Below are 13,459 nucleotides of genomic sequence, written 5' to 3'. Positions count from 1 at the left end.
CTGGTCGTGCGCGCGAGCTCGGTCCGCTCCCCACGGGCATAGCGGGCTCCTCCCGGAAAAGCGGTCACGCTGCGCGGCGGCCGGCGCGCTATCCGGCGGGGGCGTCCACGAGCCCGCGCTGCTCCGCGGCGCGGTAGCCGCGCACGCCGACGTCGAGGGCGCCGAACACCAGGTCGACCGCAGCCATCGCCGCCCGGTGGACCTTGGCGGGACGGTCCTCGGCGAGGACGCCGCGGCGTACGACCGTGTCGATCGCGCGGTGCGCGGCCACGAGCTGCCCGGCGAGCAGCTCGACCTCCACCGCCGTGGTGGAGTCCCCCAGCGTCTCGGCGAGCGCGGCATGCAGCTCCTCGCGGCGGCGCACCTCGATCCAGCGGTCCCGGGCCCGCAGCGTCTCGCTGCCGGCGAGGACCACGAGGAAGCGGCGGTAGCCCGTCATCGCCTGCGGCTCCTGCTTGGCGGCGAGGCGCTGCTCCTCGTAGCGCCGGACGGCGTCCACGACCGGCTCCCCGGTGGCGGCCGACCGGACGGCGTCGGCCAGCGCGCGCTCGTCGGCGGGCTGGTTCCAGAAGACGATGTCTTCCTTGGTCCGGAAGTGGTTGAAGACCGTGGCCACGGACACGTCGGCCGCCTCGGCGATCTCCGCGATCGTCACGGGGTCGAACCCGCGCTCGAGGAAGAGCGGGCGGGCGGCGTCGAGGATCGCCTGCCGGGTGGCGAGCTTCTTGCGCTCGCGGCGGCCCGTCGTCTCCTCCATGCCCTCCACGGTACCTCCGGCCGGAGCAGCTCCAGGAATAGACCGTCCAGGTTCTTGAGTTGGCCACAACGCTGTAGTGGCTCTACTGTTGCAGCAGGCAACCAGCAGGACGAGGGATTCATGAGCACCACGCAGACCGCACCGACGGGGGCACCCGCAGCGGCGCACACCCACGGCAACACGCATGCGCACTTCCCGAGCTGGGCGGTGCTGCTCATCGCGTGCGCCGCTCAGTTCATGGTCATCCTCGACGTCTCGATCGTGAACGTCGCGCTCCCGTCGATGCAGCACGACCTCGGGCTCAGCACCAACGGCCTGCAGTGGGTGGTCAACGCCTACACGCTGACGTTCGCGGGCTTCCTGCTCTTCGGCGGCCGGGCGGCGGACCTGTTTGGCCGCAAGCGCGTCTTCCTCTTCGGCCTCACGGTCTTCACGCTCGCCAGCGTCGTCGGCGGCTTCGCGCAGAACGAGGCGACCATCGTCGCCGCGCGCGCCGTCCAGGGCATCGGTGGCGCCGTCCTCGCGCCGGCCACGCTGAGCCTGCTCACCACGACATACACCGAGCCGCACGCCCGGGCGCGCGCGCTCGGCATCTGGGGCTCCGTCGTCGGCGCTGGTGGCGCGCTCGGCGCGCTCGCCGGGGGCGTCCTGACCGACCTGCTGTCCTGGCGGTGGGTCCTGTTCGTCAACGGGCCGATCGGTCTCGCGCTCTTCATCGGCGCGGTCGCGGTCCTGCTCGAGTCGAAGGGCCAGGTGCGCGGCGTGCGCAGCCTCGACGTCCCCGGCACCGTCACCGTGACCCTCGGCCTGACCGCCATCGTCTACGCGATCGTCAGCACGGACACCTACGCCTGGGGGTCGGCGCACACCCTCGTCCCGCTGATCGCCGGGCTCGCGCTGCTGGGCGTGTTCCTGCTGATCGAGGCGCGGTCGAGCCAGCCCCTCGTGCCGCTCGGCATCTTCCGGCTGCGCGCGCTGTCCGCCGCGAACGGTGTAGCAGCCTTCGTAGGTGGCGGCATGTTCGCCTACTGGTTCTTCCTCACGCTCTACCTGCAGCAGGTGCACGGCTACAGCCCGCTCGAGGCCGGTCTCGCGTTCCTGCCCAGCAGCGTCTCGATCGTCATCGCGTCGCAGGTCTCCGGGAAGCTGGTCCGCAAGATCGGGCCGCGCCCGCTGCTCGTCGTCGGGCCGCTGCTCACCGCAACCGGGCTGGCGTGGCTGTCGCGCTTCTCGGCGGACGGGGCGTACGCGACCGACGTCCTGCCGGCGACCATCGTGCTGTCGCTCGGGCTGGGCCTGACGATGGTGCCGATGACCGTGGCCGCCACCGCAGGCGTGGAGCCGCGGCAGGCAGGCCTCGCGTCGGGCCTGCTCAACACCTCGCGCCAGGTCGGCGGCGCGGTCGGCCTCGCGGTCCTGGCCACCATCGCGAACACCCACGCAGGGAGCCTGCGGGAGGCCGGGCAGCCGGCGGCCGAGGCCTTGACGTCCGGGTACGGCCGCGGCCTGCTCGTCTCGGCCGGGATCCTCGTGCTCGCCGCGGTCGCCGGCGCGCTGCTGCCGGGGCGTACGGCCGCCCGGCACTGAGCCATCCACAGCTCCGAAGGGCGCTTCCACCGCACCGGTGGGGGCGCCCTTCGTATGGGTGCCAGGACGCGCGGGAGCGCCCTGCTACGGCGGCCGCAACGCTCCGCTGTGCTGAGACGCCGGTACTCGGACGATGTGACGACGCCGGGCTGACAGCGCGTGAGCCGCTCCTCGCGTGGAACATTCTCTCCGTGAACCTGGACGCCGTGGTGGCGCTGGCCGGACCGGTGTTCCTCCACGGCCCGGACCCGGCGTGGATCTGGCGGAGGGTCGCGCCGGACGGCTTCGTGCTCGTCGCGGGGAACGCGCCGGCCGAGGCGCTCACCGGCGCCGGGCTGGCCGGCATGCAGGCCGCGGTCCACGGCCTGCTGCGCCAGCCCGGCCTGACCCTCCGGGCCGACCTCGGGCGCTGCCTGGACGAGCAAGCCGGGATCGCGGCGGACTTCGAGGCGCGGTCGCCGCTCACCGGCGAGTTCCGCCACCTGCTCGTGAGCCACGTGCCGCTGACCGAGGAGCACGTGCTCACGCTCGTCCGGAACGTGACGGAGCTGCGCGCGCAGCTCGCCGCGGAGCGACGGCTCAGCTCGGACCTGGAGCAGCTCGCCTCCTTGTCCCGCGCGATCCTCGAGGCCGACGACCCGCAGCAGGCACGGGACATGCTCTGCTCCGGCGCGCTCATGCTCGCGGAGGCTGATGGGGTCTTCCTCGCCGAGCAGCGCGAGGGGACGCTCTCCGCCACGGCACGCGCCGTCGCCCCGGGAATGCCGTCCGGGCAGCAGCTCCGGGTTCCCCGGCCGGACGAGCGCGGATCGGTGACGCGCGAGGTCTTCGACACGGGTATCCCGGTGTTCCTGCCCGATCTGGCGGCGCATCCGCAGGCCGACCCCGAGCTCGTGCGCGCTTCAGGAGCAGCGTCGGGCTTCTTCCATCCGGTGGTTGCGGGCGGCTCGGTGGTCGGGGTCCTCGTGGTGGCCTGGCGCACCGCCGTGCCCGAGCCGCCGCAGCGGGTACGCCGGCTCATGCCGCTGCTGTCCGCCGACGCGGCTCTCGCGATCAGCCGTGCCGACCTCGTCGCCCAGCTTGCCGCCGCCGCGACGCAGGACGCGCTCACCGGGCTGCCGAACCGGCGGGCCGCCGACACCGAGCTGGCCCGCTTCGTGGCCCGCGCGAGCAGGGCCAGGCGACCGTTGACGGTGGCGGTCCTCGACGTCAACGGGCTCAAGTCCGTCAACGACCAGCAGGGCCACGCCGCCGGGGACGCGCTGCTGCAGGACGCCGCCCGGTGCTGGCGCACCGCACTGCGCCGCGAGGACCAGCTGGCCCGCATCGGAGGCGACGAGTTCGTCGTGCTCATGCCGGACACCGACGAAGCGGCAGGGCAGCAGGTCATCGCCCGGCTGCGAGCGAGCGCGCCGTCGGTCTCCGTCGCCGTCGGGGTCGCCGAGTGGGCCGAGGGCCAGACGGCCGGCGAGCTGCTGGCGGCAGCGGACCGGCAGATGTACGCGGACAAGGCCGGCAGCGCGGGCTGATACGCGACCGCACAGGCCGGCGAGCACGCCCGGGCCTGCGTGACGTGCATAGTGTGAGCGGCGCTCTGTCCTCCCGGTGCCGCCGCGTGGCCTCGCGGTGGGGACGGGCCCTCGTGCATCGGCCGCCTCCTCGGCGATCGCGGCTTGGCCGACGAGGATCTTGCACGCCATCACCGCTGATCGTTGCCGCAGCGACATCCGGCCTGCCGTCTGCAGCTGCGGTAGGGCCGAGCGCCACAGGAACGCCCCGCGATGGCGTGGGCGGGGGTGTGAGTGAGCTGTCAGCGCGCTGACAGGGCCTCAAGGGAGCGTGTCGGGACCGACACTGCAAACCCCCGAGGAGGGGCCATGACCATGACCGACATCCCTGTGCAGCCCGTCCCAGCCGACCTCGCACCCGACCCGCGTGAGGTGCTGGGACAGCGGCTGCTCGAGGCGCTGCTGGGGGCACTGGAGCTCGGGGCGGTGCACCTCGGCCGCGAGCTCGGGCTCTACACCGCGCTCCGGCATGCGCCCGCGACACCGAGCGAGCTCGCAGAGCGCGCGGGGATCGACGAGCGGTACGCGCGGGAGTGGCTCGAGCAACAGGCTGCCTGCGCCGTGCTCGAGCTCGCGCCACCGAGCGCGGACGCCAGTGCCCGCTCCTACTCCTTGAGCCCGGCGCACGCCGAAGTGCTCACCGAGGGCGACTCGCCGTACTTCGCTGCTGGGATCGCTCAGGTCGCAGCGGGAGTGGCGAGCGTCATGCCCCTGCTGCCGAAGGCGTACCGGGAAGGGACGGGGATTGCGTACTCGGCTTTCGGGCCGCACCTGCGCGCGGGAATCGCGGCCCTCAACCGGCCGATGTTCGTCAACGAGCTCGCGTCGACGTGGATCCCGGCCGTTCCCGAGCTGCACGACCAGCTGACGTCGGGGGCGGAGGTGACCGTGCTCGACCTGGGGTGTGGCTCGGGGGCGTCCTCGATCGCCATCGCCCGGGGGTTCGAGAACGCTCGAGTGATCGGGCTCGACCTCGACCCGACCTCGGTCGCGGAAGCGCAGGCGGCGGCCACGGCTGCTGGACTGTCGGAGCGGGTGCGCTTCCTGCTCGCGGACAGTGCCGAGGCGTCGGCCCACCTGGGGCCCGGCAGCGTCGACGTCGTCACGGTCTTCGAGGCGCTGCACGACATGGGCGACCCGGTCGGGGCGCTGCGCTCGGCGCGCGACCTGCTCAAGCCCGGCGGCGGCATTCTCGTCGCGGACGAGGGCGCGGCGGAGGAGTTCGAGGCGCCGGCCGGCGTGATCGACCGCTTCAACTACGGCTTCAGCGTGTTGCATTGCCTCCCGGCGACGCGGGCCGAGGACGCCAAGGAGGCCAACGGCACCGTGCTGCGCCCGGGCACGATGCGGCGTTGGGCGCACGAAGCGGGCTTCTCCCGTTGCGCCGTCGTGGACATCGCCCACCCGTTCTGGCGCTTCTACCACCTCGAAGGCTGACCGCCGACGTCCCTACTTCTCGCCCGACCGCCGGCGACGTGACAGCCGGCTACGGCACGCCGTGTGGTCTTGGTGCTCGTCCGTGCCGTCCGAACGACCATCTGGCCTTCCCTACGCCGCCGGTGCGGGCTGTGCCGGTGCTACGCAAGCACGTGCTGGGCCCCGTCGACACCGCTGTCGACGGGGCCCTTGTCATCCGGGCCGTCCGCGCGCTGCTGGGCGCCCCCGGCCTCCCGCCCTCCGTCATCGACGCGACCGCGCAGCGGCTTCCTCGTCCGGTCGCCCTTGGTCGGTACGTCCGCGGGGCGACGTCAACGCTCGTCACCACACCGCGCGCGCGGCCCTCGTCCCCTGGTCGCCCGGGCAGGGCTGGCCGAGGCTGCGCTGCCGCTGACCTGCACTCTGCACGCCTCGACGGCCGACGTCGCGCCGCGTTCAGAGCGCAGGCAAAGCTGCAAGACGCGCGCACGAGCATGCATTGCACTTCCTGCATCCGCGTGCTCTCGTGCCGAGCCGAGGGTGCCGCGCCCGCAGCCTGGGCAGGGCAGGGAGGAGAAGCTCGCGGCTCCTCACGCAGCTGCGGGGGGCGGTGTAAGCCGGGTGTCAGTCGTTCGTGAGCAGGCGCGGCGAGAGTGGTCTCAGCCCCGAACGACGGGGAACCTCTCCCAAAGGAATCGCCATGAACCGCACCGCCCGCACCGCCGCTGCTGCCGCTCTCGTCGGTGGCGCCCTGCTCGCCCCGTCCGCCAGCGCGTCGGCCGCGACCGCCCCCGAGGACCTGAGCAAGGCCTACATGGTCCAGGTGCTCAACGTCCATGCCGTCGACGAGACGGGCCCGGACTGGTTCGGCCAGGACGAGATCTACGCCGGCTTCCGCGTCACGTACCCGCGTGGCAGCACGGCCGAGACCCAGACGGCCAAGTTCGGCATGGACACCGGTGACACCCGGACGATCGCCGCGGACCAGTCGTGCCTCTCCCACCCGATGCCTACCGTCAACACCGGCCGGCCGTGGCTCTCCGCGCTCGACGGGGACACCTGGACCTGCCACCAGTACGCCCTCCACGCCCCGTTCTCCGTCACGTCGCACGTGTGGGAGGAGGAGGGCCGCTGGAGCCCGTTCACCGCGGCGAGCTCCCTCGGCGCGACCAGCCCGGACGACCAGTCGCTCGGCCGGGTCACGACGTCCTTCTCGCAGGAGGGGCTGGACGCCGACCTGCGCTTCCCGGGCTGGACGAAGAACTACGTCGTCGACCACCGGAAGGACGGCGCGCACTACCGGATCACGGTGCGGGTGTTCCGCACGAAGTAGATCCTGCAGCGTCGGGAAAGCTGCATCACCGAAGGGCCTCGCCGCATGGCGAGGCTCTTCGGGTGTTCTGGCGGACATGTCCAGTGCCGGCCACTGTGGAACCGGGAATCGTGGCTTCTCGCCTACAAGACTCGGCCCGCGGGCACGCCTGAACTCCTGCATCGTCCACCACGATTCCCATCACGACCGAGCAAGCCGCCTTTCATCGCTCGTTCAACGCGCGAGACGCGGCAACCGCCGCCGTCTGCGTCAGCCATCCGAGGAGTGGTGCTGGCCGACGGGCGAGTGGCAACAAAGGTCATCAAGAACTGGTCGAAGCACATGACGCACTTCCACTGGCAGATGGCGCCCTGACCGCGGACCGGCCTGGTCACCGCGCGGTGCGGTGACCAGGCCGGCGGCGCGACTAGTACCGGAAGCGGCCGACGATGGACTGGAGGTCGCTGGACATGCGGGCAAGCTCGGCGGCGGCCTGCTGAGACTGCTCGACGCCGGCCGTGGTCGTCTCGGCCGCGACGGCGACGGCACCGATGCTCGTGGCGATCTCCGTCGACGCGGTCGAGGTCTCGGTGACGTTCCTGTTCATCTCCCCTGTGGTCGCTGACTGCTCCTCGACAGCGGAGGCGATCGTGGTCTGGAAGTCGTTGATGCGGGCGACGATGGCGGCGATCTCACCGATGGCGGCTACGGCGTCTCCGGTGTCGGCCTGGATGGCGGTGACGCGGCGGACGATGTCCTCGGTGGCGCGGGCAGTCTCCTGCGCCAGGTCCTTGACCTCGCCCGCGACAACGGCGAAACCCTTGCCTGCCTCGCCGGCGCGAGCGGCCTCGATGGTCGCATTGAGCGCCAGCAGCTTGGTCTGGTCGGCGATGGTGGTGATGACCTTGACGACGTCGGTGATCTCCTGGGAGGAGCGGCCGAGGGCGGTGATCGTTTGATTGGTCTGCTCCGCGACGGCGACAGCGTGGGAGGCGACACGGGCGGCCTCGTTGGTGTTCAACGCGATCTCCTGGATGGAAGCGCCCATCTGCTCCGCGCCGGCAGAGACCGTCTGCACGTTCTGGGAGACCTGCTCCGCGGCGGCGGACACGCTGGCGGCCCGCTCGGAGGTCTCGGCTGCGGAGGACGCGATCTGACCGGAGACACTGGTCAGCTCCTCGGAGGAGGCGGCCAGAGCATCGGCGGAGGAGGCGATGGTGGACACGGCCTCACTGACGCCGGTCTGGGCGCGCCGCAGCGCGTCGGCCATCTGGCCCAGCTCGTCGTTGCTCTGGACGTCGACCGCTCTGGTCAGGTCACCGTCCGCCATGCCGTCGACGGCGTGCTTCACCCGGCGCAAGGCCGTGACGATGCCGCGCGAGACGAGCAGCGCGAGCGCGACCGCAAGGGCAAGGCCGAGCAGCAGGGCGACGATGACGGTGGTGCGTGCTGTGCTGTAGTCGCTCCTGGCGACCGTCACCTGGTCCTGGGCCTCTGCCTGCTGATAGGCCTCGACCCGGTCGAGGGCGCCGAGCATCTTGTCGATGACCGGCTGGGCGACCGTGTCGCGGACTCGCTGGTACTCGACCATGTTGTTCGTCGCGGCCACCGGGATCATCTGGGTGTCGCGGATCTGGCGGAACGTGGCCAGCAGAGCCTTGAACTCTTCCCAGTCCGCCTTCTCTTCCCCGATGCCGACGCCCTCGTACTCCTCGATGGCAGCGTCGAGGTCACGGTCGGTGTCGTTCATCTTCTGCCGGTAGACGTCCATCGTCTTCTGGTCCTGCGACACGGCGAAGTTCGCGATCAGCATGCGGGACTTGATCTGCTCCTGATGCGCCTTGCTGGTGGCGAGCAGGCCGGTCACGTTCTTGTCGTAGAGCCGCTCGGTGCCCTGTGAGGTGGACCCGAGTGCGCGGATGCCGACAACCCCGACGCTGATCGACACCGCGGCGAGAACTGCGACGATCATCAGGATCCGCGTGCTGACCTTGCGATTGGCGACCCATCGGGTCAGGGTGCTGGTACTCACGTCAACTCCTTAGTTGCCTTGCCGGCTAATCGGCCACGAGCAGGCGCAGCTGAGGGTGCCAGTGGTATCTCCGGACGGCAGCGGGCGTCGGCAGGCGGTACGGCAGGAATCATCCGCTGCTGGTGCCGGACTGGCCGGGCCTGGCCGGCGAACACTGCAGATGGCGTCCCCCCGACGGGCCGCCCTGGAAGGTGACCAGCTTCGTCGCCGGATCTGGCCTTGGAGAAGGAAGGTCGAAGCAGGTCGCAGCCGAGGCCGCGCAACTGGTCGACTTGCTCTTGGCGCTCCACGCCCTCGGCGACGACCGTGAGGTCCAGGGCTTTCGCCAGCGTGAATATGGTCGTGGTGATGGCCGTGTCGACGCGGTCCGCCCCGAGGCCCGTCCGGAGAGCGGCTCGAGGTGCCCGACGCGCACGGCATCGCACGAGATCATCTCCGCGCGAGCGTCACGGGGAGTGACTCCGAAGGCCCCGGGGGGAGGCGGCAGGTGCCCCCCGGCGATCACGCGTACCGCCCGACAGCATGTCGCACGCGCGGCTGCCGCCGTCACGGCGATCTCGCGCAGATCGCGCGAGATCCGCGCCGCGAGATCGAGCAGCTCACTCGAACCGCCACCTGGTGTCGCTAGTGCGCGCGCTGGCTCAACCCCGTACCCCGTCCCACGTACGCCCGTCTAGAACAGCCTGCCCAACCGAGGACCCACCTACGGCACGGCATGCGATCGGATGGTGACGGGACGTTCCGTGGTGGGTAGCGGCAACAGGTGGGCTGCCCCGTGCGGCGGTGGGTGCTCAGCGCGGGCAGGGCGCGTTGAGACATGATCAGTGCCCGGGCGGGGCAGATGAGGGGAGCGCCATGCGGCGCCGGACGGGCGGCTAGGGGGTTCATCGTGTTCCCGCGTCGTCCGGCCGCAAGGGCCGTGCTGGTGGCCGCCCTACTCGGCCTGCTGCTGGTGGATGCCACGGCGGGGTCTTTGCTGTCGGTGCAGCGCGGCAATCGTCAGGAGCGGCTCGACGGGCAGTTGACTCCTGCGCGGACGAAGCTCGCAGACTTGTCGAAGGCCTTCGTGGACCAGGAGACGGGCGTCCGTGGCTTCGTCGTGACCGGCGGCGAGGAGTTCCTCGAGCCTTACGTCGCCGGCCGTCGTGAGGAAGAGCGGCTCGCTTCTGAGCTCCACGGCCTCTTCGAGGGCGACCCGGCGTTAGCCGAGCGTCTGCGCGCGGTGATCCGTGCGGGCGAGGACTGGAGGCGGAGCGCGGCGGAGCCGGAGATCTCCTACCGCCGCGCCGGGGACGAGGCTCGCTCCGTCGCCCTCGTGACCTCGCGGACCGGGAAGACTCGCTTCGATCGGCTGCGCGTCCTGCTCGCCAGCTTGCAGGACAGAGTCGACGCGGAGGCCGACCTGGTCAACGACCAGACCCGGCGCTCCGCGGACCTCGCCAACCTGGTCGTGGTGGTCAGTGCCGTGCTCGCGCTGCTGCTGGTCGGGGCGCTGTCCACCCAGGTCCAGCGGCGTGTGCTTGGCCCGCTCCGTCGGCTCCGGCCGCTCGCCGAGGCAGCGGCGCGGCAACCTCGGGCGGGGAAGGTTCCCGTCCCGTCCGGGGACCCTGACGTGCGCGCGGTTGCGCAGTCCGCGGAACGGCTACGGCAGACGGCCGTCCGCAACGAGGACGTTGCCGTTCGAGCGCAACAGGCGCTTGCGCAGGAGGGCCCGAGCGTCGCGGCGCTCACTGCCGAGCTAGCCCCGTCCGTCTGGCCGCTGCCAGCAGGGCTGTTGTGGGCCGGAAGGACCGTCCCCGCGGGAGGGGACGTCCCCGGTGACGTCTACGACGTCTTCCCGGTCACTGGCCAGCAGGTGGGCGTGCTCGTGGCTGACGCCGCCGGCCACGGCCCGCACGCCGGCCTCGTGGCCCTTCGCGCCAAGCACGTCGTGACAGGTGCCCTGCGGCGGGGCCTGGACCCCGCCCAGGCACTCGCGCGCCTGGCCGACGAGATGGGCGATGCGGAAGAAGGCTTCCTCACCGTCTTCCTCGCCACCGTGGACCTGCCCACCGGCGTCCTGCGGTACGCGAGCGCCGGGCACCCGGCCGCTGCACTGCTGCACGCAGGCGCGGCCGAGCAGCTTCTGCCTACCGGGCCACTGCTCGGGCCCATCCCCGGGGCCTGGTCCGTGGCCTCGGGTGAACTGCCCCCCGACGGCACCCTCGCCGTGACGACCGACGGCATCGCGGACATCGAGCTGCGCGAGGGGCAGGCGTACGGCTCCAGCCGCTTGCTCGGGCTCCTGGCCGAAGCGACCGCCGGCGCAGCACGGGCGCAGCAGGCCCTGGACTGCGAACGTGTGATCGACGCCATCTTCGCCGACGTCGAGCGCGACACCGGGTCGGTCCGGCGGAAGGACGACCGGACCGTCGTGCTGTTGCACCGCCCGCCGCACGCCGACAGGAACCAGCGATGGAGGGTCCTCCCAGCGGTGCCCGCAAGCGCCGGCGAGGCGCGACGGCTACTGCGCGCACAAGTGCCGACTGCCGGCGACGCCCTCCTCGACGCTGCCGAGCTGTGCCTCACCGAGCTGGTCACCAACGCGGTGCTCCACGGCGGGCGGGATGAGCTCGCCGTGAGCGTCGCCCTCGAACGGGGCGTGCTGCACCTGCAGGTGCGGGACGGATCCGACGCGCACCCGCAGGTCCTGGTGCACAGCGCCTCGGCGGGCACGGGGCGAGGCCTCGCGCTGGTCGCCCAGCTCAGCGAGCGGTGGGGCAGTGACCCGTACCCGTCCGGTGGCAAAGTGGTCTGGTGTGAGCTGACCGAGGAGTCAGCAGGACGCGGTGCCACGGGGAGGGTTGACTCGTGGCTCGCCGACCTCGGGGACCTGCTCGACGCCGGAGCCGACGCCGCCAAGACCGACAGCGAGCAACTGCAAGAGGTCCTGCTGCTGCGCTACCCCATCCGACTCGGGATGCGCGCGCGCGAGCACTACCGCTCGGTGCTCCGCGAGTGTCAACTGATGCAAGCGCCCCTGGACGCCGCCAACCCCACCGGAGCGGCCGCCGAGCTCCTCGTCGACATCTACAGCCACGGCCTGAGGGCACAGGACCGGGCAGGCAACGGGGTGACGGTCAGCGAGGACGCCCTGCTCGCCGCCTTCACCCGTGGCGACCGGACGAGCGACCTGAGCCTGGCCATGGGCGAGCAGCCCCAGGAGTCGCTGGCGGCCGCAGTGGCAGCGCTCGAGCAGCTGCGAGTGGCGACCGTCACCGGCAGTCTGCTGAGTGACCAGACACCACCGGGCGTCGACGCGCTCGACGACTGGGTCACGCAGGAGTGTGCACGCCAGCTCGCCGGCCAGGACCCGCTGCCCTGGGCCGGCTCCCTCGACTGATCCCCCAACGGGGATCGGGTGTCGAGAGCTGAACCGCCCCGGGTTCGGGAGAGGCTGGCGGATGCCGGCTGGCATTCACTGAGGCCGTCGTTCTGACGGTATTAGCCGTGCTCGTACTCGACGGCTGGAACATCGCCACCCAAAGCCATGGACGCCCGAGCAGGACGCCTTCTCCTGGCGAAGTCGCAGGACGGAACGCGGCCCTTCACCACCTGCCTCTAGTCGCAGGTTCGCGCACAGGCGAAGCGGTCGGGCTGCGGGGGCGGACGTTGACCTCCGCGTCGTCAACTCGTCGTCGCTCAGCAGAACACGGAGAGATCCAGGACAAGCTCGTCGTCGGGACGCCGAAGACCAAGCGGGCCACCCGCTTCTCACCGATCGACGACACCTCGGCCGGGCGCCTGGAGCGGCACGACGCAGCACAGGCGACCGAGGCTCGGATTGGGGCGACGCATGGCAGTCGCACGGCCTCGTGTTCACTCGCGAGGCGGCTGGCCGCTCCGGCCGGAGTACGTCACCCGCCACTTCCAGGCGCTCGCCACGCTGCACGGGCTGCCGGTGATCCGGCTTCACGACCTGCGGCACGCCAGCGCAGCATCGCTCGCCGGCGGCGTCGACATCAAGGTCGTTAGCGAGCGGCTGGGTCACTCCATGCACGGCGATCACGGCCGACCTCTACACGCACGTGATCCCGAGCGAGGCCGCGGACCGCGTCGCCCTCGCGCTCCAGGCACCCGGCGATGGAGACGACTACGAGACGACTACGAGCGGATCCTTTGAGGGTCCAGCGGTCAGCAGCGGCTCCCGCGCCTTCCCCTGACAGCACAAGGCCCCGGCCGCGTTTCCGCAGGCCAGGGCCTCGTCCTACTGTCTCGACACAGTGTGCGCCCGAAGGGACTCGAACCCCTAACCTTCTGATCCGTAGGCAGCCTGGTGCTGGTACGGCTCGTGCCGCCACGTAGCGGCACGGCTGTGACCTGCGGTTTCGTGCGTCCGCCCTGTGCCGACTCGGCCGCGGAGTACGGCTCGTCCGGGCAGAGCCGCGGCGTTTCCTAGCGCGCTGCCAACGCGGCAACCCTCGTGCCGCGAAGTGCGCTTCCGGTGTGCACGGAGGGATGGCATTGTCATGCGCTCGCACGTGTGCGAGAACCCAGTGTGCGACGACCCCGCCGTCGTCGTCCTGAACGGTCGCGCCGGCGGCCGCGTCTACCTCTGCCGCCGACACTGGGAAGCCGCCCGGTACGGGGCGCGGCTCGGGGCAGGCGCAGTCCTGCTCGCCCCCGCGTCGGCTCAACCCCCCAACGCTCGCTGCCCGTCGTGCGGCGGCGCGCTTGCCCGTCCCGCCGACGCGCGGACCGGCACCGCGAGGCCAGCGTGACGGTCAGCGAGTCAGACAGGGAGCTCG

Annotated in this window: 8 protein-coding genes; 5 read left to right on the top strand and 3 right to left on the bottom strand. The window is 71.6% G+C overall.

Going from position 1 to position 13,459, the window contains the following annotated elements; all coding sequences use genetic code 11:
- Nucleotides 1-88: 88 nt before the first annotated feature.
- Entirely contained in the window at nucleotides 89-757 is a 669-nt protein-coding gene (locus G9H71_RS18040; RefSeq protein ID WP_166284185.1) for a TetR/AcrR family transcriptional regulator, read from the bottom strand.
- A 120-nt stretch (nucleotides 758-877) separates the two neighbouring features.
- Here G9H71_RS18040 and G9H71_RS18035 point away from each other — a divergent pair, with 120 nt between their 5' ends.
- From G9H71_RS18035 to G9H71_RS18020, 4 genes are all read left to right on the top strand, one after another.
- Nucleotides 878-2,344, top strand: coding sequence for an MFS transporter (locus G9H71_RS18035; protein ID WP_166284184.1), 1,467 nt, complete (start codon nucleotides 878-880; stop codon nucleotides 2,342-2,344).
- A gap of 191 nt (nucleotides 2,345-2,535) precedes the next feature.
- Nucleotides 2,536-3,873, top strand: a complete 1,338-nt coding sequence (locus G9H71_RS18030; protein ID WP_166284183.1) for a GGDEF domain-containing protein — start codon at nucleotides 2,536-2,538, stop codon at nucleotides 3,871-3,873.
- Nucleotides 3,874-4,221: 348 nt separating this feature from the next.
- A complete protein-coding gene (locus G9H71_RS18025) occupies nucleotides 4,222-5,349 on the top strand; it encodes a methyltransferase domain-containing protein (protein WP_166284182.1) in 1,128 nt (375 codons plus the stop codon).
- Between the two features lie 679 nt (nucleotides 5,350-6,028).
- Nucleotides 6,029-6,661 carry a hypothetical protein gene (locus G9H71_RS18020; protein WP_166284181.1) on the top strand — a complete coding sequence of 211 codons (633 nt, stop codon included), beginning with the start codon at nucleotides 6,029-6,031 and terminating at the stop codon, nucleotides 6,659-6,661.
- A 406-nt stretch (nucleotides 6,662-7,067) separates the two neighbouring features.
- On the opposite strand, the gene G9H71_RS18015 is transcribed toward G9H71_RS18020, so the two are convergent.
- A complete protein-coding gene (locus G9H71_RS18015) occupies nucleotides 7,068-8,672 on the bottom strand; it encodes a methyl-accepting chemotaxis protein (protein ID WP_166284180.1) in 1,605 nt (534 codons plus the stop codon).
- Nucleotides 8,669-9,097: an EAL domain-containing protein gene (locus G9H71_RS25265; RefSeq protein WP_166284179.1), complete on the bottom strand. Its 429-nt coding sequence runs from the start codon at nucleotides 9,095-9,097 to the stop codon at nucleotides 8,669-8,671. Before G9H71_RS25265 ends, G9H71_RS18015 begins: the two co-directional genes overlap by 4 nt.
- 500 nt (nucleotides 9,098-9,597) lie before the next feature.
- Between G9H71_RS25265 and G9H71_RS18005 the strand changes: the two genes are divergently transcribed.
- The gene (locus tag G9H71_RS18005; protein ID WP_166284178.1) at nucleotides 9,598-12,054 is read left to right on the top strand and encodes an ATP-binding SpoIIE family protein phosphatase; all 2,457 of its coding nucleotides are present in this window, start codon (nucleotides 9,598-9,600) and stop codon (nucleotides 12,052-12,054) included.
- The last annotated feature ends 1,405 nt before the right edge of the window (nucleotides 12,055-13,459 follow it).

The sequence above is a fragment of the Motilibacter deserti genome (assembly GCF_011250635.1).
GTDB lineage: Bacteria > Actinomycetota > Actinomycetes > Motilibacterales > Motilibacteraceae > Motilibacter_A > Motilibacter_A deserti.
The sequence above is the reverse complement of the archived record's forward strand: the minus strand, read 5'-3'. Positions and strand labels throughout refer to the sequence as shown.

What these genes read in the sequence shown, in the direction of transcription:
- G9H71_RS18040 (WP_166284185.1), bottom strand. Translation starts at nt 757, where the DNA reads ATGGAGGAGACGACGGGCCGCCGCGAGCGCAAGAAGCTCGCCACCCGG.
- G9H71_RS18035 (WP_166284184.1), top strand. Translation starts at nt 878, where the DNA reads ATGAGCACCACGCAGACCGCACCGACGGGGGCACCCGCAGCGGCGCAC.
- G9H71_RS18025 (WP_166284182.1), top strand. Translation starts at nt 4,222, where the DNA reads ATGACCATGACCGACATCCCTGTGCAGCCCGTCCCAGCCGACCTCGCA.
- G9H71_RS18020 (WP_166284181.1), top strand. Translation starts at nt 6,029, where the DNA reads ATGAACCGCACCGCCCGCACCGCCGCTGCTGCCGCTCTCGTCGGTGGC.